At 72.8% G+C, this 22,827-nt stretch carries 25 protein-coding genes and 4 tRNA genes; 14 read left to right on the forward strand and 15 right to left on the reverse strand.

All coding sequences use genetic code 11. From position 1 onward, the window contains the following. Window positions 1–11 precede the first annotated feature (11 nt). Together rph and rdgB are read left to right on the forward strand one after the other, a co-directional pair. Window positions 12–770: a ribonuclease PH gene (rph, locus tag ACXET9_RS15595; protein WP_457887603.1), complete on the forward strand. Its 759-nt coding sequence runs from the start codon at window positions 12–14 to the stop codon at window positions 768–770. Continuing rightward, window positions 767–1,432: an RdgB/HAM1 family non-canonical purine NTP pyrophosphatase gene (gene rdgB / locus ACXET9_RS15600; RefSeq protein WP_457887604.1), complete on the forward strand. Its 666-nt coding sequence runs from the start codon at window positions 767–769 to the stop codon at window positions 1,430–1,432. The genes rph and rdgB overlap by 4 nt, the downstream gene beginning before the upstream one ends. Window positions 1,433–1,547: 115 nt before the next feature. Here the strand turns inward: rdgB and ACXET9_RS15605 are convergent, their stop codons facing one another. The 3 genes from ACXET9_RS15605 to ACXET9_RS15615 all read right to left on the reverse strand — a co-directional run bounded on the left by ACXET9_RS15605 (window position 1,548) and on the right by ACXET9_RS15615 (window position 3,176). Continuing rightward, window positions 1,548–2,084 (reverse strand): NUDIX hydrolase family protein, encoded by a 537-nt coding sequence (locus ACXET9_RS15605; protein WP_457887605.1) that lies wholly within the window; start codon window positions 2,082–2,084, stop codon window positions 1,548–1,550. Window positions 2,085–2,232: 148 nt separating this feature from the next. Beyond that, entirely contained in the window at window positions 2,233–2,889 is a 657-nt protein-coding gene (locus ACXET9_RS15610; protein ID WP_457887606.1) for a histidine phosphatase family protein, read from the reverse strand. A gap of 205 nt (window positions 2,890–3,094) precedes the next feature. Further along, window positions 3,095–3,176, reverse strand: a tRNA-Leu gene (locus ACXET9_RS15615). 120 nt (window positions 3,177–3,296) lie between these two features. Between ACXET9_RS15615 and ACXET9_RS15620 the strand changes: the two genes are divergently transcribed. Together ACXET9_RS15620 and ACXET9_RS15625 are read left to right on the forward strand one after the other, a co-directional pair. After that, on the forward strand, window positions 3,297–4,061 hold the full coding sequence (locus tag ACXET9_RS15620) for an SDR family oxidoreductase (RefSeq protein ID WP_457887607.1): 765 nt from the start codon (window positions 3,297–3,299) through the stop codon (window positions 4,059–4,061). Window positions 4,062–4,213: 152 nt separating this feature from the next. Beyond that, complete coding sequence (locus ACXET9_RS15625; RefSeq protein WP_457887608.1) at window positions 4,214–4,585, forward strand: DUF3618 domain-containing protein; 372 nt, start codon at window positions 4,214–4,216, stop codon at window positions 4,583–4,585. Between the two features lie 171 nt (window positions 4,586–4,756). On the opposite strand, the gene ACXET9_RS15630 is transcribed toward ACXET9_RS15625, so the two are convergent. Continuing rightward, the gene (locus ACXET9_RS15630; protein WP_457887609.1) at window positions 4,757–5,194 is read right to left on the reverse strand and encodes a YchJ family protein; all 438 of its coding nucleotides are present in this window, start codon (window positions 5,192–5,194) and stop codon (window positions 4,757–4,759) included. Between the two features lie 43 nt (window positions 5,195–5,237). Between ACXET9_RS15630 and ACXET9_RS15635 the strand changes: the two genes are divergently transcribed. Next, entirely contained in the window at window positions 5,238–5,726 is a 489-nt protein-coding gene (locus ACXET9_RS15635) for a GNAT family N-acetyltransferase (protein ID WP_457887610.1), read from the forward strand. Between the two features lie 73 nt (window positions 5,727–5,799). After that, window positions 5,800–6,384 carry a sugar O-acetyltransferase gene (locus tag ACXET9_RS15640; protein WP_457887611.1) on the forward strand — a complete coding sequence of 195 codons (585 nt, stop codon included), beginning with the start codon at window positions 5,800–5,802 and terminating at the stop codon, window positions 6,382–6,384. Between the two features lie 27 nt (window positions 6,385–6,411). Here the strand turns inward: ACXET9_RS15640 and ACXET9_RS15645 are convergent, their stop codons facing one another. Continuing rightward, on the reverse strand, window positions 6,412–7,308 hold the full coding sequence (locus ACXET9_RS15645) for an NAD-dependent epimerase/dehydratase family protein (protein WP_457887612.1): 897 nt from the start codon (window positions 7,306–7,308) through the stop codon (window positions 6,412–6,414). Between the two features lie 221 nt (window positions 7,309–7,529). On the opposite strand from ACXET9_RS15645, the gene ACXET9_RS15650 reads away from it, so the two are divergent. Beyond that, window positions 7,530–7,603: transfer RNA gene (locus ACXET9_RS15650), tRNA-Lys, on the forward strand. A gap of 67 nt (window positions 7,604–7,670) precedes the next feature. Here ACXET9_RS15650 and ACXET9_RS15655 read toward each other — a convergent pair. Together ACXET9_RS15655 and ACXET9_RS15660 are read right to left on the reverse strand one after the other, a co-directional pair. After that, the gene (locus ACXET9_RS15655) at window positions 7,671–8,651 is read right to left on the reverse strand and encodes a GlxA family transcriptional regulator (RefSeq protein WP_457887613.1); all 981 of its coding nucleotides are present in this window, start codon (window positions 8,649–8,651) and stop codon (window positions 7,671–7,673) included. A gap of 79 nt (window positions 8,652–8,730) precedes the next feature. Further along, on the reverse strand, window positions 8,731–9,534 hold the full coding sequence (locus ACXET9_RS15660; RefSeq protein ID WP_457887614.1) for a class I SAM-dependent methyltransferase: 804 nt from the start codon (window positions 9,532–9,534) through the stop codon (window positions 8,731–8,733). Window positions 9,535–9,685: 151 nt separating this feature from the next. Between ACXET9_RS15660 and ACXET9_RS15665 the strand changes: the two genes are divergently transcribed. Beyond that, window positions 9,686–9,759: transfer RNA gene (locus ACXET9_RS15665), tRNA-Lys, on the forward strand. A gap of 84 nt (window positions 9,760–9,843) precedes the next feature. On the opposite strand, the gene ACXET9_RS15670 is transcribed toward ACXET9_RS15665, so the two are convergent. The 5 genes from ACXET9_RS15670 to ACXET9_RS15690 all read right to left on the reverse strand — a co-directional run bounded on the left by ACXET9_RS15670 (window position 9,844) and on the right by ACXET9_RS15690 (window position 14,301). Next, on the reverse strand, window positions 9,844–10,617 hold the full coding sequence (locus ACXET9_RS15670; protein WP_457887615.1) for an ABC transporter ATP-binding protein: 774 nt from the start codon (window positions 10,615–10,617) through the stop codon (window positions 9,844–9,846). 121 nt (window positions 10,618–10,738) lie between these two features. Beyond that, the gene (locus tag ACXET9_RS15675; protein ID WP_457887616.1) at window positions 10,739–11,935 is read right to left on the reverse strand and encodes a cytochrome P450; all 1,197 of its coding nucleotides are present in this window, start codon (window positions 11,933–11,935) and stop codon (window positions 10,739–10,741) included. Window positions 11,936–12,010: 75 nt separating this feature from the next. Continuing rightward, window positions 12,011–12,916 carry a GTP pyrophosphokinase gene (locus ACXET9_RS15680; RefSeq protein ID WP_457887617.1) on the reverse strand — a complete coding sequence of 302 codons (906 nt, stop codon included), beginning with the start codon at window positions 12,914–12,916 and terminating at the stop codon, window positions 12,011–12,013. Between the two features lie 169 nt (window positions 12,917–13,085). Further along, window positions 13,086–13,161: transfer RNA gene (locus tag ACXET9_RS15685), tRNA-His, on the reverse strand. A 159-nt stretch (window positions 13,162–13,320) separates the two neighbouring features. Next, window positions 13,321–14,301 (reverse strand): diaminopimelate dehydrogenase, encoded by a 981-nt coding sequence (locus tag ACXET9_RS15690; RefSeq protein ID WP_457887618.1) that lies wholly within the window; start codon window positions 14,299–14,301, stop codon window positions 13,321–13,323. A gap of 148 nt (window positions 14,302–14,449) precedes the next feature. Between ACXET9_RS15690 and ACXET9_RS15695 the strand changes: the two genes are divergently transcribed. After that, window positions 14,450–14,815: a thiamine-binding protein gene (locus tag ACXET9_RS15695; RefSeq protein ID WP_457887619.1), complete on the forward strand. Its 366-nt coding sequence runs from the start codon at window positions 14,450–14,452 to the stop codon at window positions 14,813–14,815. Next, window positions 14,812–15,363 (forward strand): DUF6630 family protein, encoded by a 552-nt coding sequence (locus ACXET9_RS15700; protein WP_457887620.1) that lies wholly within the window; start codon window positions 14,812–14,814, stop codon window positions 15,361–15,363. Before ACXET9_RS15695 ends, ACXET9_RS15700 begins: the two co-directional genes overlap by 4 nt. 89 nt (window positions 15,364–15,452) lie before the next feature. On the opposite strand, the gene ACXET9_RS15705 is transcribed toward ACXET9_RS15700, so the two are convergent. Further along, entirely contained in the window at window positions 15,453–16,190 is a 738-nt protein-coding gene (locus ACXET9_RS15705; protein ID WP_457887621.1) for a CPBP family glutamic-type intramembrane protease, read from the reverse strand. Window positions 16,191–16,406: 216 nt separating this feature from the next. Continuing rightward, the gene (gene orn, locus ACXET9_RS15710; protein WP_457887622.1) at window positions 16,407–18,308 is read right to left on the reverse strand and encodes an oligoribonuclease; all 1,902 of its coding nucleotides are present in this window, start codon (window positions 18,306–18,308) and stop codon (window positions 16,407–16,409) included. 168 nt (window positions 18,309–18,476) lie between these two features. Between orn and ACXET9_RS15715 the strand changes: the two genes are divergently transcribed. After that, complete coding sequence (locus ACXET9_RS15715; RefSeq protein ID WP_457887623.1) at window positions 18,477–19,004, forward strand: acyl-CoA thioesterase; 528 nt, start codon at window positions 18,477–18,479, stop codon at window positions 19,002–19,004. Window positions 19,005–19,016: 12 nt separating this feature from the next. On the opposite strand, the gene ACXET9_RS15720 is transcribed toward ACXET9_RS15715, so the two are convergent. Further along, a complete protein-coding gene (locus ACXET9_RS15720) occupies window positions 19,017–19,733 on the reverse strand; it encodes a TetR family transcriptional regulator (protein ID WP_457887624.1) in 717 nt (238 codons plus the stop codon). A gap of 179 nt (window positions 19,734–19,912) precedes the next feature. Between ACXET9_RS15720 and ACXET9_RS15725 the strand changes: the two genes are divergently transcribed. From ACXET9_RS15725 to ACXET9_RS15735, 3 genes are all read left to right on the forward strand, one after another. Next, the gene (locus ACXET9_RS15725) at window positions 19,913–20,542 is read left to right on the forward strand and encodes a biotin transporter BioY (protein WP_457887625.1); all 630 of its coding nucleotides are present in this window, start codon (window positions 19,913–19,915) and stop codon (window positions 20,540–20,542) included. Continuing rightward, on the forward strand, window positions 20,542–21,612 hold the full coding sequence (bioB, locus tag ACXET9_RS15730) for a biotin synthase BioB (RefSeq protein WP_457887626.1): 1,071 nt from the start codon (window positions 20,542–20,544) through the stop codon (window positions 21,610–21,612). The genes ACXET9_RS15725 and bioB overlap by 1 nt, the downstream gene beginning before the upstream one ends. Window positions 21,613–21,750: 138 nt before the next feature. Further along, window positions 21,751–22,689 (forward strand): helix-turn-helix transcriptional regulator, encoded by a 939-nt coding sequence (locus tag ACXET9_RS15735; RefSeq protein ID WP_457887627.1) that lies wholly within the window; start codon window positions 21,751–21,753, stop codon window positions 22,687–22,689. Window positions 22,690–22,827 lie beyond the last annotated feature (138 nt).

A 22,827-nucleotide genomic window follows, 5' to 3' on the forward strand; every position in this document is an offset into this window, starting at 1 on the left:
GAATCCGCTCGATGAGCACCCCCACCACCGCCCCGGCCGGCGACCGCGTCGACGGCCGCACCCCCGACCAGCTGCGCGAGGTCCGCATCACCCGCGGCTGGCTCGACCACGCCGAGGGCAGCGCCCTGATCGAGTTCGGCCGCACCCGCGTGCTGTGCGCCGCGTCCTTCACCGAGGGCGTGCCGCGCTGGAAGAAGGGATCCGGTTCCGGCTGGGTCACCGCCGAGTACGCGATGCTGCCGCGCGCGACCTCCACGCGCTCCTCCCGCGAGAGCGTCAAGGGGAAGATCGGCGGCCGCACCCATGAGATCTCGCGCCTGATCGGGCGCTCCCTCCGCGCGGTCGTCGACATGGACGCGCTCGGCGAGAACACCATCCAGATCGACTGCGACGTGCTCCAGGCCGACGGCGGCACCCGCACCGCCGCGATCACGGGCGCCTATGTCGCCCTCGCCGACGCCATCGCCTGGGGCAAGCGGCACACCAGCCTCCCGGTGACCAGTGAGGTCCTCACCGATTCGGTGAGCGCCATCAGCGTCGGCATCGTCGACGGGCGGCCGCTGCTGGACCTCGAGTACCGCGAGGACGTCGCCGCCGAGACCGACATGAACGTCGTCGTCACGGGCTCGGGGAGCTTCGTCGAGGTGCAGGGCACCGCCGAGGGCGCGCCCTTCGACCGCACCGAGCTCGGCGCGCTCCTGGACCTCGCCGTCGGCGGGTGCACGAGCCTGCAGCAGATCCAGCGCGACGTCCTCGCGCAGCAGCGGTGAGCGCCGCCGTGCCCGCCCACGGCTCGGCCGCTCCGACGGTCGAGGTGCCCGTGGGCGCCCGCGTCATCCTCGCCACCCACAACCTCGGCAAGCTGCGCGAGCTGCGACGGATCCTCGTCGAGGCCGTTCCCGGGCTGCCGGAGGAGGCGGTGATCTCCTCCGCGGGGATCGCGCTGCCCGATGTCGTCGAGGACGAGATCACCTTCGCGGGCAACGCGCTGATCAAGGCGCGCTCCGCGGCGGCGGCGACCGGTCTGGCGGCCGTCGCCGACGACTCCGGTCTCGCGGTCGACGTGCTGAACGGTGCGCCGGGGATCTTCTCGGCGCGCTGGTCCGGACGCCATGGCGACGACGAGGCCAACAACGACCTGCTGCTGGCCCAGCTCTCCGACATCGCCGACGAGCATCGCGGGGCGCGATTCCTGTGCGCGGCGGCCCTCGTCGCCCCGGACGGCACCGAGACCGTCGAACTGGGGGAGATGACCGGGCGCCTGCTCCGCGAGCGGCGCGGCACCGGCGGCTTCGGCTACGACCCGCTGTTCCTGCCCGACGGCCAGGAGAGGACCTCCGCGGAGCTCAGCGCCGAGGAGAAGGACGCCATCTCGCATCGCGGGAGGGCGTTCCGCGCGCTCGCGCCGCACGTGGCGGCGCTGCTCGCCTGACATGCTGCCTGACTGAGATGTCGCACGGCCGGCCCGCCCAGGGCCGGCCGAGCGGGCCGAGCGGGCCGGCGCGGCGCCGCTCGGCTCAGAGCAGGCCGGCGCGGCGCCGCTCGGCTCAGAGCAGGCCGGCGTGGGCGAGGGCGCGCCGCACGATGATGTCGCGCCCGCCCTCCATCTCGTCGAGGATGCTGGAGTCCAGCAGCTCCTCCACGGGCATCCACGCGAGCTCGAGGGCGTCCTCCTGCGGGGCCGTCTCGCCGTCGATCGGCACGATGTAGGCGAGCGCGATCGCATGCTGGCGGGCGTCCGTGAACAGCGACTGACCCGGGGTCGGGAAGTACTCGGCGACCGTGAAGGGCTGCGGGGAGAGCGGGAGCCGGGGCATCGCCATCGGGCCGAGGTCCTTCTCGATGTGCCGTGCGATCGCCTCGCGCAGCGTCTCGTGCACGAGCACGCGCCCGGAGATGATCGTGCGGACGATCCGTCCCGCGCCTGAGGCCCGCAGCAGCAGCCCGACCTCGCTGATGGAGCCGTCGACATCGGTGCGCACCGGCACGACGTCGATGTAGGGGATCGGCAGTCGCCGTCGCAGCGAGGCGATCTCGTCGGGCTCGAACCAGGCGCCCTCGGCGTCCACGGCGGTCGGTGTCACGGGGTTCCTCCTCGGGAAGGGGATCGCGGAGCGGGCGTGCCCGGTCCGGACGCCTGCCGCGGGGCTCGCCCGCGGTGCGCCGGTCCGGGACGCATCCCCCAGTCTGCTCCGACGGGCCCCGTGCTGTCAGCCGGGTCCGCCGTCGGCCTCAGTGCCGGTTCTCGCGGGCCGGCACCGCGCGCGGGCGCAGGTGCTCGGGCTCGAAGGCGAAGCGGGGCGTGCGTCCGCGGGGGACCGTCACCGCGGGATCCGCGATGCGCTCCCCGGCGGCGCGGGAGACCGTCCAGGTCTCGCCCTCGATCTCCAGCAGCGACAGGGCGCCGTTGGGGATCGACGGCAGATGCCCGCCGAGCACACCGGACAGCACGAGACGGATCAGGGTGCCGTGGGCGACGATCAGCAGGTTCTCGCCGGGATGGGCGTCGGCGAGGTCCTCGAGCGCCGAGCAGGCGCGCTCGACGACCGCATCGAGCTCCTCGCGACCCGGGAAGGCGCGATCCGGGTAGGCCGCCTCCATCTCCGCGACGGGCTTGCCCTCGGCCTCGCCCCAGTCGATCTCGACGAGGCGCGGCTCGGTCCCCTCGAAGGGGATCCCGTGGTCGGCGGCGATGATCTCGCCGGTCTCCTTGGCGCGCAGCAGCGTGGAGCTGATGACGCCGTCCCAGGCGATCTCCGGCGCATCCTCGAGCGCATGGTGCGCCTGCTCGCGGCCGGTGTCGTTCAGCGGGATATCGCTGGATCCCTGGAAGAGGTCGTTCAGGTTGTAATCCGTCTGTCCGTGGCGGACGAGTCCGAACAGGGTCATGGGAAGCTCCTCGGGATCGCGGCGCGCCCCCGGCGCGCAGTTCGACGAGGCCAACACTACAGGGGGCATTCTGGCGCGCTCGGACAGGAATAGTGCGGGGACCTGCGATGATCCCGCAGGTGACGGAGTGAGGTCCGGGGGAGATCCGCTCGTCGGACGGGGCGGCGGCGCGCCGAGGCGCCCGGGGCCGCGATGCCGCCGGGAGTGCGCGAGGGGGGACTCGAACCCCCACGCCCGAAGGCACTGGAACCTAAATCCAGCGCGTCTGCCGATTCCGCCACTCGCGCGCGCCGCTCAGGATATCGGCTCCGCGCGCTGCGCCGGTCCCTCGTCCGTCGGCTCCCGTCGGCGGAGGCCGGGCAGGTATCCTGGCGGGCGTTCCCGAAGTCGTACACCAGGAGTCCTCTATGAGCGCCCTCGCAGGCAAGACCGCCGTCGTCACCGGTTCCTCCCGCGGAGTCGGAGCCTCGACCGCGAAGCAGCTCGCCGCGCTCGGCGCGAACGTCGTCGTGAACTACCGCCAGAAGGCCCCGCGCGCGAACAAGGTCGTCGCGGAGATCGAGGCGGCGGGCGGCAGGGCGATCGCCGTCGGCGCCGACATCACCGATCCCGCGGGCGTGCGCGCGCTCATGCAGGCCGCCGTCGACACCTTCGGCAGCCTCGACCTGCTGGTCCTGAACGCCTCCGGCGGCATGGAGGCCGACCTCGGCGAGGATTATGCGATGAAGCTCAACCGCGATGCGCAGTCCGACGCCCTCACCGCCGGGCTCGAGCGCCTGAGCGAGGGCGGCCGTGTCGTCTTCGTCACCAGCCACCAGGCGCACTTCATCCACGAGGTGGAGACCATGCCCGAGTACGAGGCCGTCGCCCGCTCCAAGCGCGCCGGCGAGGACGCGCTGACCGCGCGCCTGCCCGAGCTCACCGAGAAGGGCATCTCCTTCGTCATCGTCTCCGGCGACATGATCGAGGGCACCGTGACCGCCACGCTCCTGAACCGCGCCCGGCCCGGCGCCCTCGAGGCGCGCCGTGAGGCCGCCGGCCGCCTCTACTCGGTCGACGAGTTCGCCACGGAGATCGTGCAGATGGCCGTCGCCGACGTCGAGACCGGCCACATCGAGCTCGTCGGCGGCGCCGAGGACTTCCTCGCCAGCGCCCGCGGCGCCCAGGCCTGAGGCGAGACCCCCGCGTCCGGCGCCCGATGGCGCCGGACCCAGCAGTCCGGCGCCGGCGACGGCGTCCGCCGCGCCGGTGAGCACCAGCGCGGCGGGCGGTCGCCGCGATACGATCGCCGGAGTTCACCCCCGCACGAGACCCGGAGGCACAGGTGGCCAAGAAGAAGAGCCTGGACGAGATGCGCGACGAGGCATATCGCCGGCAGGACAACCTCGCCGCCGACATCGACGAGCTGATCGACCGCGTCAACCCCAAGAACGCGGCGCAGCGGTGGAAGAACGAGGTCGTCGGATCGGTCCGGAGTTTTTCCGACGCCGGTGATGGCAAGAGCTCCGCGACCCTGGCGGTCGCCGGAGGCGTCATCGGCGTGATCGTCCTCGGCGCCGGCGTCGCCGCGGCCCTGCTGCTCTCCGGCGGCAAGGGCGACGCGTCGGCCGCGAAGAAGACGGCGAAGGCCGCGAAGAAGACGACGAAGAAGGCCGCGAAGGCCGTGAAGAAGACGGCGAAGGCCTCACGGGTCTGAACCGCGGTGCGTCCCGCCCCGAGCGGGTGCGCGCACGACGACGGGGCGCGACCGGAGGGTCGCGCCCCGTCGTCGTCGGCTCTCCGAACGGTGGCTTCACCTCGGGGCCGGGTGCCAGACGCCCGGCATCGGGGGAGAAATCGCGAGGGAGAGGGCCGCGGCGCGGCGGGCTCAGTGGGCTCCGGGCGCGTTGGTGAGCTCACCGGAGACGTACAGCCAGGCGCCGTCCTCGCGGACGAAGGTCGACAGCTCCCGCAGCTCGCGGCGTCCCTTGGCGGTCTTGGCGATGGCGATGAAGTCGACGGTGCCCTCGGCGTCGAAGGGGCCGCCGCCGACGCTCTCCTGGATCTGCAGGCGCAGCCAGCGCATGTCCTCGGCCAGTGACTGCGTGAGCTCCCCGTAGCTGGGGCTCGTGCTCGGGTGCCATGACCGCAGCAGATGGTCGGCATCCTTGACCGCATAGGCGGTGTAGCGCGAGCGCATCAGCGCCTCGGCCGTGGCAGCGCGGCGCTCGCCCCGCAGGATCGGTCCGCAGCAGGCGCCGAAGGTGTCCCCGGTCCCGCAGGGGCAGCGCTGGTCGTCGTCGGGGTGGGTGGTCTCGATCCGCATCCTGCGATTATCCGCGATCCGCGGCGGCTGGCAGAATCGGCGCGTGGACACCGCCGCTTCCGCCGCCTCCGCGGCTCCCGCTGACGCCGCTGGCGCCGCTGGCGCCGCCGATTCGATCCTGCCGGGCGGGTATCGCCTCGTGCGCAGTGCCCCTGCGGCGCAGGAGTACATCGACCTCCGCGCGGGCGCGGGCCTCTCGCCGAAGACCCTCGAGCAGGCCGCCGGGGCGCTCACCGCCAGCTGGGCATGGGCGATGATCCGCTCGACGGAGGACGACTCGCTCGCCGCGATGGGCCGCGTGATCGGCGACGGCACCTGGTACTTCCACATCGCCGACGTGGCGACCTGGCCGCGGCACCGCCGCCGGGGGCTCGGGCGCGCGGTCATGGAGGACCTCATCGGCCGGATCGACGCCGCCGCACCACCGCATCCGTACATCACCCTCATGGCCGACCCGCCCGGCCAGAGCCTCTACCGGTCGCTCGGCTTCGTCGACGCCGACCCGACGCTCGGGATGCGCCTGCCGCGCTGAACGGGGCGTGCATCGTCCGCGTCACAGTGCGTACGAATGTACATAACGAGGAGCGCCGCTCTACGCTGGGAGGATGAAGCCCTTCTCGCATGATCCCGCGTACCCCAGCACGCCCCTCGAGCGCATGCGCCGCGGCGACTGGTACATCGCCGACGACCCCGAGATCCAGCGCGCCTACCGCGACTGCCTGCGCACCGTGGCCCGCTTCGAGGCGGCCTATGCGGAGGACCCCGACGGCGCCCAGGAGATCCTGCGGCCCCTGCTCGGCGAGCTCGGGGAGGGCGCCCATCTGCGCGCCCCGCTGCGCCTGGACTACGGTGCGCACCTGCACATCGGCCCTGGCACCTTCGTGAACTTCGGGCTGACGGCGCTGGACGTCGTCGACATCCGCATCGGCGCGGGCTGCCAGATCGGCCCGAACGTCCAGCTGCTCACGCCCATCCACCCGCTCGAGCCGGAGCCCCGCCGCGCGGGCTGGGAGGCCGCAGAGCCCATCACCATCGGCGACAACGTGTGGCTCGGCGGCGGCGTCACCGTCGTCGGCGGCGTGACCATCGGCGAGAACAGCGTGATCGGCGCCGGCTCCGTCGTCACGCGGGACGTGCCGGCCGGGGTCGTCGCGGTCGGGAACCCCGCCCGGGTGATCCGCAGCCTCTGAGAGGCCCGCAGCCTCTGAGGGCGCCGCTCAGCGGCGCGACCAGCCCGGGGTCGACGGGCCGATCGTCGGCCACCAGCCGGTCTCCGACATGAAGCGCACGGAGGAGACCCGCAGGGAGCGGCGCTGGACCTCCAGGCGCGTGCCGAGGACCGCCTGCGTGAGCTCGGGATAGAACTTCGCGGGCTTCTCGACGCCCGCCTCCATCGCGAGATCCTTCGCCCAGCGGCCCCGCGTGATCGGCTCGCCGCCGACGTTGTAGAAGCCGCTGCTCGCGCGCAGCGCGGCGACGAAGGCGCGGCCCGCATCGGTGTGGTGCAGCAGGGTGATGTAGTTCTGGGGCGTCCCCAGCAGGATGGGGTCGCCGCCGCGCACGGCCTTGAGCGCATGCGTGGTCTGCGGGTCGCGGCCGAACAGCTGGCCGAGGCGCAGGATGACCGCGCTGCGACCGGCGGTCGCGAAGTCCACGGCCGCGCGCATCTCCCGCACGCGAGGCCGGAAGGCCTGGTTGCGGACGTTCAGCGGGACGTCCTCGCTGATCCACTCCGTGCCGTTGTCCGGGTACAGGAAGACGGTGGACTCCTGGACCAGGCGGCGCACTCCGGCGCGAGCCGCCGCGGAGGCGATCGCGACGGACGCCTCGGAATGCAGCTTGTCGTCCTCGCGCCAGGCGAGCGGACGCAGGCCCGTCATGCCGACGGGCATGTGGGCGAGGGTGTTGATGACGACGTCATGGCCGCGGAAGGCGCGCGTGAGGTCCTCGACGTCGAAGACGTCGGCGATGACGGCGGACGCGCCGCGGCCCTCGACGATCGGGATGCCCGAGTCGCGGCGGGTGACGCCCGTGACCTCGTGGCCGGCCGCGACGAGCGCCTCGACAGCCTCCTGTCCGAGCACTCCGGTGGCACCTGTGACGGCGATCCTCACCCTGACCTCCTTCGCCGACGTGCGCGGGCCCATGGGGGAGAGGGCGGGCCCGGGTGTCCGAGTCTAGGGGATCGGATGCTCTCCTCCGGACGCCGAGGGTCCTCCCCGGCGGCGTCCAGGTGCGCAGGTGGCACCGGGGAGCGGTGCGCTGTCTCCTCGCTCACAGCGAGGCCGCTGGATTTGGCGGGAGGGGCGTCGGTGCGTAAAGTTATCCCCCGTCGGCGCCATTAGCTCAGTTGGTTAGAGCAGCTGACTCTTAATCAGCGGGTCCGGGGTTCGAGTCCCTGATGGCGCACCCGATGCAGAAGCCCCCGTCGCAGCAGCGGCGGGGGCTTCGTCGTGCGCGGGAGACCTGCGGGAGATCACCGCCGTGCGTCGTCCCCGTCGGACGATTCCCGGAACGCCGCCCGATAGGCGGTCGGGGAGACGCCGACGATCGCCCCGAAGTGCCGGCGCAGGTTCGTGTCCGAGCGCAGGCCGCTCGCCCCGGCGATCTGCGTGACCGTCAGATCGGTCCGTTCCAGCAGCTCGCGCGCCCGGTCGATGCGGGCGCGGAGCACCCACTGCATCGGCGTGATCCCCGTGTCGTCGATGAACCGGCGCGAGAACGTGCGAGGCGAGACGTTCGCCTGCCGCGCCAGGATGGCCAGCGAGAGCGGCTCCTGCAGGTGATCGAGCGCCCAGGCGCGGCTCTCCGCGAAGACGTCGCCGAGAGGCTCCGGGATGCTGCGCGGGACGTACTGCGCCTGGCCGCCGCTGCGGTACGGGGCGCTGACCAGGCGCCGCGCCACGTGGTTCGCGAGCGCGACGCCGTGGTCGCGCCGGATCAGATGCAGGCACAGGTCGATGCCGCTCGCCGCACCGGCACTGGTCAGGACCGATCCGGCATCGACGAAGAGCACATTCTCGTCGATCTCCGCCTCCGGATGCCGTTCCTGCAGGATCTGCGTGTAGTGCCAGTGGGTGGTGGCGCGGCGTCCGTCCAGCAGACCGGCGGCCGCCAGGGTGAAGGCGCCGGTGGAGATCGCGGCGATCCGGGTGCCGCGAGCATGCGCCGCCCGGAGGGCCGTGATCACGGCGGGCGGGATCGTGGTGTCGGCGGGGTTCCGGTGGCCCGGGACGAGGATCGTGTCCGCCTCCACGAGCGCATCGAGGCCGCGGCCGACCGCGTAGGCGAGCCCGTTCCAGCCCTCGACCGTCCCGACGCGCTCCGCGCAGACCTGCACCGTGTACGGCATGCTCGGGCGCTTGGCGAAGACGTGCGCGGCGATGCCGACGTCGAGGGCCTTCGCGCCGTCGAGGACGAGCACGGCCACGCGGTGGTCCGGAGAAGCGGTGGTCACCGGGCCGAACCTAGCGCACTGTCCGGAGCGTCGGACGCGAGGTCCTCGCGCCGATCGGGACGTTCGCGCGCGGCGGTGCTCATGGGCGGCCCACGACGAGGCGGAGCGAGCCGTCGAACGTCGGCCGCGTGCGCAGGTCCCCGTGCCGCGCATCCCAGGCGCCGGACGCGAGATCCGTGCGGAGGGCCCTTGCGAACCGCTCCTCGACCTCGTGGCCGACGAAGCTCCAGGCCGAGTTCGCGCGGCGCGCGCCGGGATCGAGCAGCGCCTCCGGTCGGCCGTAGTAGGCCTCCGAGAACCCGTCGACGCAGGTCAGCGGGATCGGCAGCGACGCGGCCTCCACCGTGCCGCCGAGGCCCGTGCGCAGGGCGTCGAGCGGGGGATAGCGCCGGGACTCCGTCGCGATCACCTCGGGCGCGTACTCCGCGACCCAGGAGCGCTCCAGCGTCGACGGATCGCAGGTGAGGATGACGACCGGCCCCCGGGCCACACGCCGCAGCTCCTGCAGGCCGGCACCGAGGTCCTGCCACTGATGGACCGTGAAGGAGGCGAGCGCCGCGTCGAAGGAGTCGTCGGGGAACGGGAGGTCCTCCGCGACGGCGTCCAGGACCGGCGCGGCCCAGGCCGGGCGCTGCGCGCGCATCGCCGCGCTCGGCTCGACGGCCGTGACCTCCAGATGCACGGGCTCGTAGGAGCCCGCTCCGGCGCCGACGTTCACGAGGGTTCGCGCCTCGCCGAGGGCCCGCCGGATCGCCTCGACGAAGGCCTGCTCGGGCTGACGGTAGCGGGCGTAGTCGATGCCGATCGTCCCGTAGTCCGCGTCGCCGGCGCTGCCGTCGGGGCGGGTGTCGTCCGTGCTGGTGCTGGTGCTCGTCCCTGTCATGGCTCCATCCCACGCCCGGCGCTGTCGCCGCGCCACCCTCGTTGCGGACGTCCGTCGTACAGAAGCCGCCAGCCCTGCAGGTCGTGGACGTAATCTGCGTCATCCCGACTTGGCAGCGAGCCGCAGGTTCCCCTAGAGTCTTCCCCTGTCGGCGCCATTAGCTCAGTTGGTTAGAGCAGCTGACTCTTAATCAGCGGGTCCGGGGTTCGAGTCCCTGATGGCGCACCCGATGCAGAAGCCCCACCGGTCACCCGGTGGGGCTTCTTCGTGTCCCGAAGCAGTCCGCGACCGCGCAGGAAGGCCTGCGCATCAGAAGAACCGCTGGATGGCCTGCGGGACGGACTCGGCGAGCTCCTTGATCTCCTCGTGCTCGGTGTGCGCGAGGACCTCCTCGAGAGTGCCGGAGGCGAGGATCCGCCCGGAGCCGAGGAAGTGCACCGTCGGGCACATGCGCTGCAGCAGCTCGATGTCGTGGGAGGCGATGAGCACGCCCACGCCGAGCCGGTCGATGGTCCGGCCCAGGCGCTGGGTGATCTCGCCGCGCATGCTCGGGTCCACCGCGGTCAGCGGCTCGTCGAGGATCAGGATCTCCGGACGGGTCGCCAGCGCGGTCGCGAGCGCCACCCGCTGCCGCTCGCCGCCGGAGAGGGTCAGCATGCGCCGCGGCAGGAAGTGCTCGGCCAGGCCGACCGTCGCGACCATCTCGGCCGGGGTGACGGAATGCGTGCGACCGCCCTTGCGGGCCTCCTTCGCGGCGAGCTTGAGACGGGACTCGACGGTCTCGCGAGGGTCGTCGATCGTCATCGAGTACTGCGAGACGAAGCGGACCGCCGCGGTGAAGCGCTTCTTGTCCTTGCCGCGCAGGCGGGAGACGCTGCGCCCGTCGAACACGACCTGGCCCGAGCTGGGGGTGATGCGCCCGGCGAGGGCGCGTACCAGGGTGGTCTTGCCGGTGCCGGACGGGCCGAGGACGCCGACGGGAGCCTCTCCCGCGCGGATCGTCAGATCGACCCCCTCGAGAACCGGCTCACCGGGATAGCCGACGTGCAGGGCGGTGGCGGTCAGGGTGGACGAAGCAGGCATCGGCTCTTCTCTCAGGACGAAGGGAACAGAAGAACCCTAGTCCGAGGCGCTGGATCACCGCTGAGTCGCCTGCCGTCGGCGTCAGCCCCGGAGGATCAGCCGGGGGATCGGCTGTGGAGCATCAGCCACGGGGGAGGAGCCGCACCGGTGCATGCGCCCACCCGCCGACGGGCGCGATCTCGCGCTCGCCGGGCTCATCCGACGGCTGGACCGCACAGCGTTCGAGGACGGACCGCAGCAGCTCGACGAGCTCCATCGTGGCCAGTCCGCGCCCGGGGCACACATGCCGGCCCACCCCGTAGACCACGTTCGCCGCGGCGTTCCCGGCGGGATCGACCGCGTCGGGATCGGGGAAGGCGGCGGCGTCGCGGTTCGCCGAGGTCCAGTGCACCAGGACCCGCTCGCCCGCCGGGATCTCATGGCCGGCGAGGGTGACCGGGCAGGTCGTCACCCGGCGGTTGGAGACGAAGGGGTCGTCGATCCGCAGGAGCTCGTCGACGATCGCACCGGCCTCGGCCGACGTGCCCACCCGCACCCGCTCGGCGAGGGCGGGCATGCCGGCGAGGGCGGTGAGCAGCACGCCCGTGCACAGCGCGAGGGAGCCGAGGTCGCCGCCGGTCCAGTTGCGCAGGATCGAGACGATCTCCTCGTCCTCGAGGCCGCGCTGCGTCGACCCGGGGACGGCGGGGTCCGGCAGCGCCACGCGGTCGCGGATCAGTGCGGTGGTGGCGTCGTCGGGCGCCTGCGCGCCGGCGGCGCGGCGCGGGCCGACGACGGAGCGGATGATCGCATCGAACCGCTCGGCGACCTCGGCGGTGCGGGCGAGGTCCCCGGAGCGCGAGGCCTCGTGGTTGTCGACCATCCACTGCAGCAGCTCCGGCTCGAGAGCGCGCGGCCAGCCCAGCCAGGCGATCTGCGCGCGCACGGCGAAGACCGCACCGACCTCGGAGACAGCGTCGACCTCCACCCCGTGCTCCGGCGCGTCCGCGACCAGCTCGTCGACGAGCTGGTCGGCGATGGCGCGCACCGTCGGCGCGAGGGCGTCCGTCCGCTCGGGCGTGAGATGCCGGTCGATGAGGGCGCGGAACGCCGAGTGCTCGGCGCCGTCGAGGCCGTTGGGCACCTGCAGGAAGCGGGAGACGGCGGAGGAGAAGCGGACGTCGTCGGACGCGACCTCGACCGCCTCCGCATGCCCCAGCACCACCCAGGTGCCGTCGGGGGTGCGGGCGATCGGCCCGCTCGCTCGCTGGTCGTCGGTGGCCGAGCGGGGCTCGAGGCCGACGAGGTCGACGACGGGGAGACTCCTGAGCATGCTCATGCTCGCCACCCTAGGCACAGATGCGAGCCCGTGACCGGGACCTTCAGCGATCGCGTCCGTCAGCGGTCGCGTCCGTCAGTGATTGCGGCCGTCGGCGGTCGCAGCCCCGTCGGACGGTGCGGCCTTCTCCGCAGGCACGGCGTCCTCGGCGGGCGCGGCCTCGTCCGTGCATCCGCCCTCCGGGGCGGTGAAGGCGTTCGCGCTGAACAGGCCGTTGCCGGTGCGGGTCATCGGCCGGATCTCCTCGCGCAGGCGCCCCATGCGCTCGTCGAGGGCGTGGGCGAGGCGGGCGACGTCGTCGAGCTCCCCGACCAGGTGCGGAGGCAGGTTCCGGTCGTACTTGTAGGAGAGCTTGTGCTCGGTGCTCGCCCAGAAGTCCATCGCGATGGTGCGGATCTGCAGCTCGACGGGGACATGCTCGGTGCGATCCGAGAGGAACACCGGCACCCGCACGATCAGGTGCAGCGAGCGGTAGCCGTTGGGCTTCGGATGCGCGATGTAGTCCTTGACCTTGAGGACCTCGAGGTCGGCCTGCGAGGCCAGCATGTCTGCGACCCAGTAGGCGTCCGAGACGAAGCTGCAGGTGATGCGCATGCCGGCGATGTCGAGGATGCGCTCCCGGATCGCCTGGACGCTCATCTCGCCGCCGGTGCGCAGGGCCTTCTCGACCAGCGACTCCACCGACTTCAGCCGCGAGCGCACGTGCTCGATCGGGCTGTACTCGTGGACCTGCTCGAACTCCCGGCGCAGGATGTTCACCTTCGTCGTCATCTCGTCGATGGCGAACTGGTAATGCATCCGCAGGGCCGTGAACTCCTCGTACACCTGCCGCAGGCCGGCCGCGAGATCATCCTGCTCGGCGTCGGTGAGCGCGTGCTGCTCGGCGCGCGCGGCGATGAGATCGCGGACCGGTGGGACGAACGCACCCTGCGCGAGTGCGCCGTGCGGGAACCTCTGCTGCGGTGACGCGTCGTCGTCCATCCGGGGGCTCCTCACGGTCGTCGGGGGTCAGAGAGCCGATCCTGCCAGAGCGGACTGGGCGCGACGTGGAAGCGGGGGCCCGCAGCGCGCGCGTCGGGACCCACGCGACCGCCTCGTCGCTGCAGTGCCCGACAGGAAAAGAAAAACGCCCTGTCACCAGGGCGTTTCTTGGGGTGATCGACGGGATTTGAACCCGCGACCGCCTGGACCACAACCAGGAGCTCTACCAACTGAGCTACGACCACCATGATGCGGGATCTCTCCTGCAACGAGAGACCAATATACCTGCTCGCCTGGGCTCTTCCCAACCCGAACCGGCCCTTCGCGGTGTGAATCACGTTGCATCGCGTCGGGCCGGTCCGGAGCCGGCCGGATCCGGATCGGCTCCGGCCGGAGGCAGGGCCTCAGAGCAGCTCGGCGCGCAGCTGCTCGGGGGACTTCGGGGAGAGCAGGCCCGGGGCGACGTCGAAGGGGGTCTTCGCGCCGTGCTGCCCGGCCCGGTGCAGGCGCGCGGCGGCGCGCGCGTAGGCGACCAGCACGCTCGCGGTGAACTCGGGGTTCGAGTCCTCCTGCAGGTGGTACTCGATGGTCTGGGTGGTGCCGGGGGTGGACTCGCCGGAGCGGATCACGAAGCCGCCGTGAGGCATGCCCCGGTGGTCGCGGTCCAGCTCCTCAGCGCTGATGAAGGTGACGGTCGTGTCATAGGGCTCGAAGTAGTGAGGCATCGTGACGATCTCCTCGCGCACCGCGTCGGCGTCGGCCCCGGCCTCGAGCACCACGAAGCACTCGCGCACGTGCTTCTCGCGGGTGCTGAGCTCGGGGCGCTCCCCGGCGCGCACCCGAGCGATCGCCTCCTCGGAGGGGATCGTGTACTGGACGGCGCCGGCGACCCCGTCCACGCGGCGCAGCGCGTCCGAGTGCCCCTGGGACAGGCCGCGGCCCCAGAAGGTGTAGGTCTCGCCGGCGGCGAGGATCGCCTCGCCGAAGAGCCGGTTGATCGAGAACAGGCCCGGGTCCCAGCCGGTGGAGATGATCGCGGTGGTGCCCGCGGCACGGGCGGCGGCGTCGACCGCGGCGAAGTGCTCGGGGATGCGGGCGTGGGTGTCGAAGCTGTCCACGACGGTGAAGCGCTCGGCGAGCTGCGGGGTCTGCTCGGGCAGGTCCGTGCGCGATCCTCCGCACAGCACGAGCACGTCGATCCCGTCCTGCTGCTCGAGGGCGTCGATGGGGAGCACGGGCGTGGATTCGTGCACGGTGCGCACGCTGGACGGCTCACGGCGCGTGAACACGCCCACCAGCTCCATGTCCTCCTGAAGGGCCACGGCGAGCTCGACGCCGCGTCCCAGGTTCCCGTAGCCGACGATGCCGATCCGGATCGCAGTCATGGTCCTCGTTCTTCTCGTAAGGGTGCCCGCCGCGGGGCGATCGCACCGCCGAGCCTACTGCCGACGACTCCGCCCCCTCTCCGTGCGCCGTCCGTCGGACGCGGTGGCACGTTGCACCGTCCGCGGGTGGCGGCGCAGGATATGGCGCATGATCGTCGCCTTCTCCGTCCAGCCCACCGGTGAGCCCTCCGACCCGAGCGTCCGCCGACGCCTCGCCGACGGCTCCGACAGCGCGAGCGTCCACGACGCCGTCGCCGCGGCCGTGAAGGTCGTCCGCGACTCGGGTCTGCCGACCCGCACCTCCTCGATGTTCACCGAGATCGAGGGCGGCTGGGACGAGGTCATGGACGTCGTCAAGCGCGCGAGCCTCGGGGCCGGCCGCTACGGCTCCCGGCTGTCGCTCGTGCTGAAGGCCGACATCCGTCCCGGCCACGAGGGCGAGCTCGACGGCAAGGTCGAGCGGCTCGAGCAGGCCGTCGAGGCGCTGGACGAGGAACCGGGGGAGCGGCGGTGACCGACGCCGGTGGAACAGACGCCGGACGCGAAGGCGCCGGCCGCGCCCACGCCCAGGACTGGCTCCGTCTCGCCGCGCTGATCGACGACGATCCCGAGCTGCTCGGCACGATGCGCCTCGCCCTCGACGATCCCGCCGCCTACCGGGACCTCCATGCCGATGACCTGCACGTGGATCCGTCGGCCGAGGACGATGACCGTGCGGCCCCGCTGGCGATGTGGACGGTCCTGCTCGACGGCCTCGACGAGTCCTCGGCGCTCGCCTATCTCGACATCGAGGACACGGGCTGCGAGCTCGTCGACGCCCTCGCCGGGGTCCGACCGGCGCTCCGCTGCGGCGCCTGCTTCGAGGACGTCGCCGACGTCGACGACCTCTTCGCCGCGATCCACCGCGCCGAGCAGCTCCTCGCCGGCCACGGATTGCGCCTGCTGCAGCTCCCGGACGACGACGACGAGGCGATCCCGCTGGTCGCCGTCCCGCAGGAGTCCGTCGCGGACATCGTCGCCCTCGCCGAGCACCTCGGCCACGAGGCGATCGTCTTCGCCTGAGGCTCGGGGAGGCGCACCGCGCCGGGAGAGTGCGCAGCGCCGGGAGCGCGCGGTGACGCGAGCGCCCGGCGCCGCCGCACGGCGACCGCTCACACCCGGGCTGCTGCGGCCCGGCGGACGTTCGGGATCAGGGAGAGCGCGAGGATGCCCAGGATGATCGCGGCGATCGCCGCTCCGGTGATGTAGGTCGCCGCGTCGAGGCCGGGGTCCACGCGCGGATCCGGGGGAAGGGCGGAGAGCGCCCCGACGAGGCTCCAGCCGACGTGCAGCACGAGCATCACCCAGAGGCTGCCCATGGCCACCACCACCTGCGCCGCCACGATCCCGAACAGCAGCAGGAAGAGCATCTGCAGCGCGGCGCCGAGCGCCGTCGGCGCCGCCAGGGCGGTCGGCAGGTGCAGGAGCGTCGAGAGCACGGCCGTCACCAGGATCGCCCGCCCGAGGCCCGAGCCCCGCAGCCCGGCGAGGATCAGGCCGCGGAACCAGAGCTCGTCGCTCAGGGCGACCAGGACGGCCATGGCGAGCGCCGCTGCGACGATCCCGCGCGTGGCCGGATGCGCCTGGGCGCCGAACAGGAGCATCGGGAGGCCGACGGCGACCACCGGCAGGCGCGGACCGAGGAGGATGGCGGTGATGGTGCCGTCTCGCCGGCCGCGCAGACCGACCGCATGCGGTCCCTTCCCGCTGCGCCGCACGACCAGGAATCCGAGGCCCGCGCTGATGGCGGCGCAGCCGGCCATGGCGAGCAGCGACCAGGCCGGCCCGGCCCCGACGGCGCGGGTGGCGAGGAACGGGAGCGCGGTCGCGAGCAGCGGGACGAGGGCCATGCCGAGGGCGCGGCGCAGTGCACGTGAGGACGGCGTCGGGGGTGTCGTCGGCGGCTCGGGAGCGAGCGCGGGGAGCGGCTGCTGGGGGATGAGGGGCTCCTGAGGGAGAGGGGAGCGCGAACGCCCCGGGTGCTCGCGATGTCGCGAGCGCCCGGGGCGTTCGGCGGTCCGGCTGACCAGCGGTCCGGCTGACGTCGGCCCGGTGCCGGGATGGGGTCAGCCCTGCTGGTCCAGCAGGCCGTCGCGCAGCGCCGCCGCCATCGTCGGCGTCACCGGGAGGCGGGGAATGATCGTGGCCTGGAAGGCGTGGTAGATGTCGGGCTTGCCCGGCCAGGTCACGCCCTGCGGCTCGTTGTCGGCGTCGAGCTCGTGGAACCACGAGCCGCCGTCGGCGTCCAGCAGATAGGTGGAGATGTACTCCCACCACTGCTCGTAGCGCTCCGCCCACACGGGATCGCCCGTCGCGCGGTAGATCACCGCGGCGGCGCCGACGGCCTCGGCGGCGACCCAGTGCATGCGCTCCTGCGCGACCGGCTTCCCGTCCCAGTCGACGGTGTAGACGAAGCCGGGGGCGCCGTCGAGGCCGAAGGACGCCGCGGACTTCTCCATCAGCGCGGTCGCGGCCTCGAGCATCCACTCGGGCGCCTCGCCGTCGAGGACGATGAGGGCGCCGCGGGCGTGCAGCACGAGGCGCGCCCACTCGATCCAGTGCCCGATCGTCGCGCCGTAGGGGCGGAACGGGTGGTTGGGCTCGTCGCGGTTGTACTCGAGCAGCGGCTGCCAGTCGGTGTCGTAGTGCTCGGGCAGGGACCAGTCGTTGGCGCGTGCGAACTCGTCGATCGCACGGGTCAGGATGCCGACGGCGCGGTCGAGCCAGCGGCGGTCGCCGGTGACGTCGGCCGCGGCCAGCAGCGCCTCGACCGTGTGCATGTTCGCGTTGATCCCGCGGTACTCCTCGCAGTCGGAGAAGGTGCGGTCGAAGGTGTCCACGCTCATGCGGGCGTCCTCGTCGAAGAACCTCCGGTCGAGCACCTCGAGGGCTTCGTCGAGGAGCTCCGCGGCGCCGGGCCGGCCCGCGGCGGTCGCCGAGGCCGCGGCGAGGACCACGAAGGCGTGCGCATAGGCCTGCTTGGTGTCGTCCACCGGCGTGCCGCCGGCGACCGAGGCGAACCAGCCGCCGTGCTCGTCGTCGTGGAAGACCCCGCGCAGCGAGGCGATGCCGTGGTCGGCGAAGCGGCCGAAGTCGGGTCGCCCCATGAGGTGCCCGAGGGCGAAGCAGTGCGTCATGCGGCAGGTGATCCACAGCTCGGCGGGGCGGTCGAGGTCGGGCGCGCCCTCCTCGTCGAGCCAGGCGAAGCCGCCGTCGTCGCGGACCGACTCGGAGCCGAAGACCAGCAGGTCGTCGCCCTCGCCCTCGAGCCAGGTGCGGTGCGCGGGCAGGTCGAGCCAGGCCGTGCGAGAGGGGGCGGAGGTCTCGACGGGCACAGCGGCATCCTCGGCGGCGATCTCGAAGGCGCGGGACGCGGCCTGCGCCTCCGCGGTGGTGGGTCCGGGCTGGTCCACGAGGAGGACCTCGCGGTAGTACTTCAGCTCCTGGATCGACTCGCGGATGTCCGCGAGGGCGCGGTGGCCGCCGTGCTTCGCGGGGATGTTGTAGTAGACCCGCGGGAACCAGCGCTTGGCGAGCTCCTTGAGGCTGGAGACGTCGATCGTGCGGTACGAGAGCCAGTTCGCGAACTCGGGGACGTCGCGGTCCAGGAAGGTGCGGTCGGTGCCCACCGAGTTCCCCGCGAGCGGCGCCTTGCCGGGCTCGGGGCAGAACTTCTTGACGTAGGCGAGGCATTCGGCCTCCGCCTCGGCGAGGGTCATGCCGCCGTCGAGCTCGTCGAGGAGCCCGGAGACGGTATGCATGTTCACCACGAACGGGTCCATGCCCTCGAGGGCCTCGGCCGGGGGCTTGACGACGACGTCGACGCCGTCCCCCAGGATGTTCAGATCGGCGTCGGTCACGAGCACCGCGATCTCGACGAGCGCATCGCGCTGCTTGTCGAGCCCGGTCATCTCGCAATCGACCCAGATGATGCGGTCGCTGATCGCGCGGGAGGAGCTGGAAGTCACCGCCACAGACTATCGCGGGAGCGTCGTCCGGATCGGGCCGCGGCGGGGGTTCCTCGCCCCGGACGCCCCAGAAGTGGTTACCATCTGGTCAGCGTGGCGCCGTCCCGGGCCCGGACTCCGGGCAGGGGAGACGCGCACGGAACCGATGGTGCGTCGAAGGAGTCCGCCATGAACCTCTACTTCCGTCTGCTCCTGCTCATGATCCGCGTGCGGGCGGGCCGGAGCATGAGCCTGTGGGGCACCGCCCGGACGCGGTTCCGCGTGCACCCGGGCGATCTCGACCTGCTGCGGCACATGAACAACGGCCGCTATCTCTCGCTCCTCGACCTCGGACGCATGGACCTCATGCTCCGCTCGGGCTTCTGGAAGCGGATCACGGACGAGGGCTGGTACCCCGTGGTCGCCGGCCAGACGATCACCTACCGCCGCTCCCTCGAGCTGTGGCAGCGCTTCGAGCTCTCGACCCGCGTGCTCGGGTACGACGAGCGCTGGATCTACATGGAGCAGGTCTTCCGCGTCGGGGAGACCGTCCACGCCGACGCGGTCGTCCGCGCCCGATTCCTGCGCCGCGGCGGCGGCTCGGTCGACGTCGACGAGGTGCTCCGTCTCGCCGGGCCCGTCCCCGAGGACCTCGAGCTGCCCGCCTGGGTCGCGGACTGGAACCGGGAGTCCTCCCGCCACAGCCGGGAGCTGTAGGCGGCCGTCGGCTCAGGCCCCGGGCGCGAGGTCCCCGGGCGCGAGCGCACGCAGGCCGACGATCAGCGCCTCCACGCCGAAGCGGAAGTCCTCCTCGTCCGAGCCCGGGCGGCGCGGCGCGTCCGCCCCGTCGTGCGCCCCGTCGTGCGCCCCGTCTTGCGCGCCGTCGTACGCGCTGCTGTGCGCGCCGCCGCGCACGCCGAGGCGCTCGTACTGCACGCGCTGCTGCTCGAGGGAGACGTGCCCGAGCACGAGATGCAGCATGCTCGAGGCGGCGCGATCGGCCATGAGCGCATCGACGCGCTCGCCGTCGAAGGCGCGACGGAGGCGCGCGAGCGAGGGGTTCGCGCCGAGTCCCAGGGCGATGGTGCTCGAGACGACCTCCGCGCTGTCGCGGTGGGCGAGGAGGGCCGCCCGCAGCGCGGCGGCCTCCGACCGCAGGCGCTGATCCCATCCCTCGCCCTCGGCCGGACGGTCGCCCGGCACGGGCGCGAGGGGGACGATCCGGTCGGCGACCCCGGCTAGGAGCGTCTGCTTGTCGGCGAAGTGCCAGTACAGGGCGCTCGGCTGCACTGCGAGCTCAGAGGCGAGGCGACGCATGGTGAGGTCCGCGAGCCCCAGCTCGTCGAGGATCCGCAGCGCGGTGCGGGCGACGTCGTCCTGCGTGAGCTTCGCGGACCGAGGGGACGACGAGGGCGGCGGGGACGGCGGGGACGTCTGCGGGGGCACCTGAGCGAGTCTAGGCGGCGGGGCGGCGCGGCCGCGCGGGGCGCCGTCGGACGCCGTCGGACGGCCTGCGCGGCGGGCCGACGGGGCTGCTACTCTCCTGAACGCCGTTCATTGAACAGTGTTCAGTCCATGCTGTCCGGCGACCGGCTCCCGATCCGCTTCCCCTCAGGAGGACCTGCATGACCAGCTCCGCTCTCGCCCGACCCCGTCTGCACCTCGCCGACGCCCTCCCCGGCGGCCTCGCTCGCGATGCCGTGCTCGTGGTGGGCGGCTCCGCGCTCATCGCCGCGGCCGCGCGCGTCGTCATCCCGCTGCCGTTCACCCCGGTGCCGATCGCGCTCGCGACCCTCGCGGTGCTCGTCGTCGGCGCCTCCCTCGGCCCCGTGCGCGGCGCGCTGAGCGCCCTGCTCTACCTGCTCGTCGGCGCGGCCGGAGCGCCGATCTTCTCCGACGGGCAGAGCGGGCTCGCGCTGCCGACCTTCGGGTACATCGTCGGCTACGTGATCGCCGCGGCGCTCGTCGGCCGCCTCGCCGGGCACGGCGCCGAGCGCCGCTGGCTGCCGACCCTCGGGCTCGGCGCGCTGGGCACGCTCGCCCTCTACGTGTGCGGGGTGCCGTGGCTCGCGCTCTCGCTCGACATCGGTCTCGGCCGGGCGATCCTGCTCGGCGTCGTCCCCTTCCTGCTCGGCGACCTCGTGAAGATCCTGATCCTCGGCGCCCTGCTGCCCTCGGCCTGGCGGCTCGTCGGCGCAACCGGCGCGACCGGCGCGAAGACGACGGCGGCGGACGCGACGGGGACCGGACGCTGATGCGCTGGCATGCGCTCGTCGACCGGATCGCCGATGGCCATCGGATCGAGGAGGCGGAGGCCCTCGCGGCGCTCCGCGTCGCCGACGAGGAGCTCCTGGATCTCGTCGCCGCGGCCTCGCGCCTGCGCCGTGCCGCCTTCGGGGACCAGGTCACGCTGAACTACCTGGTCAGCCTCAAGAGCGGACTGTGTCCCGAGGACTGCGGCTACTGCTCCCAGGCCTTCGGCTCGGCCGCTCCGATCCTCAAGTACAGCTGGCTGGATCCGGAGGAGGCCGTCCGGCAGGCGCAGGCGGGCATCGCCGGCGGCGCCGCCCGCGTCTGCCTCGTGGCGAGCGGCCGCGGGCCCATGGACCGCGACGTCGAGCGCGTCGCCGGGATCGCCACGGCGCTCAAGGAGCAGCATCCGGGCGTCGAGGTGTGCGCCTGCCTGGGCCTGCTCGGCGACGGCCAGGCGGAGCGGCTGGTGGAGGCGGGCGTCGACGCCTACAACCACAACATCAACACCGCCGAGTCCCATCACGAGCAGATCGTGCGCACCCACACCTACGCCGACCGCATCGCCACGATCGACCGGGCGAAGCAGGCGGGGGCCTCGCCCTGCAGCGGGCTGATCGTGGGGATGGGGGAGAGCGACGAGCAGGTCGTCGAGGCGCTCCTGGCGCTGCGCGACCTCGAGGTGGACTCCCTGCCGATCAACTTCCTGGTCCCCTTCGACGGCACCCCGATGCAGGGCCGGTGGACGCTGACCCCCGGGCGCTGCCTGCGGATCGTCGCCCTCGCCCGCCTCGTGCATCCGTGCACCGAGATCCGCCTCGCGGGCGGGCGCGAGCTGCATCTGCGCGGCCTCCAGGGGCTCGCCCTGCATCTCGCGAACTCGATCTTCCTCGGGGACTACCTCACGGCCGAGGGGCAGGCCGCCACGGCCGATCTCGAGCTGATCCGCGATGCCGGCTTCGTGCCGCGCGACCCGTCGGCGGCCGGCCGTCCGCACGGCACCGAGGCGGCCGACGGGACGGGGCCGACGGTCCGGCGCCGCGGCGCCGGGACCGGCGAGGCGGCCAACGCCTGAGCGCCGGCGGCCGACGTCTGACCGGAGGCGCCGACGCCGGAGAGATGACGCTGATGACGGCGCTCGCGCGGCGCGGTCCGAAGAAGGAGGCACTCGCGGTGCCTCCCTCGCTCGGAGCGCGCCGCGTACTGTCGGGGAATGGACGATATCCGACGAGAGGTGCGGGAGTTCCTGAGCTCCCGGCGGGCGCGCATCACGCCCGATCAGGCAGGGTTGCCCGCATACGGGGGCAACCGTCGCGTCCCCGGGCTGCGCCGCGAGGAGGTCGCGATGCTCGCCGGAGTGTCGGTCGACTACTACGTGCGCCTGGAGCGGGGGAACCTCGCGGGCGCCTCGGAGAGCGTGCTGGACGCGCTCAGCAGCACGCTGCAGCTCGACGACGCCGAACGGGAGCACCTGTTCGACCTCGCCCGCGCCTCCGGCCCGTCGACGCGCCGACGGCGATCCTCCGTCGGCGGGGTCCGGCCGGCCGTGCAGCAGGTCCTCGACGCGATCGACACCCCCGCCTGGGTCCGCAACGGGCGCTTCGACGTCATCGCCATGAACGCCTCGGCCCGAGCGCTGTACTCGCCGCTGTTCGAGGACCCGCGCCGTCCCCTCAACACCGCCCGCTTCGCCTACCTGAGCCCGCGGGCACGGGACTTCTTCCGCGACTACGACCAGATCGTCAACGACTCCGCCGCGATGCTGCGCATGGAGGCCGGGCGCACGCCCCATGACCCCGATCTGATCCAGCTCATCGGCGAGCTCTCCACGCAGAGCGAGCTCTTCCGCGAGCGCTGGGCGTCGCAGGACGTGAAGCTCCACCGCAGCGGACGCAAGCGTCTGCACCACCCCGTCGTCGGCGATCTGGACCTCGACTACGAGGCGATGGAGCTGCCGAACGAGCCGACGTACGTGCTGAACGTGTACACGGCGCCGGCGGGGAGCCCGTCGGCCGACGCCCTGCGCATGCTCGCCTCCTGGGCCGCCACGCAGGAGGCGGCCGACGGCGCGGACGCGAACGGCACTTCCGCGAGAGGCACTGCCGCCGACGGGGTCGCAGCGGCCGAGCCGTCCGACGGCATCACCACCTGACGAGGACGCAGCCGAGGAACGACCTCGCGAGGACCGACCTCGCGAGGCGCGAGGCGCGAGGCGCGACCTCCTGCGGACGATGCCGAGGCCCCGTCCCTCCCGATCGGGAGGGACGGGGCCTCGGCGCATTCAGCGTCT

The sequence above is a fragment of the Brachybacterium netajii (SeqCode) genome (assembly GCF_054114245.1).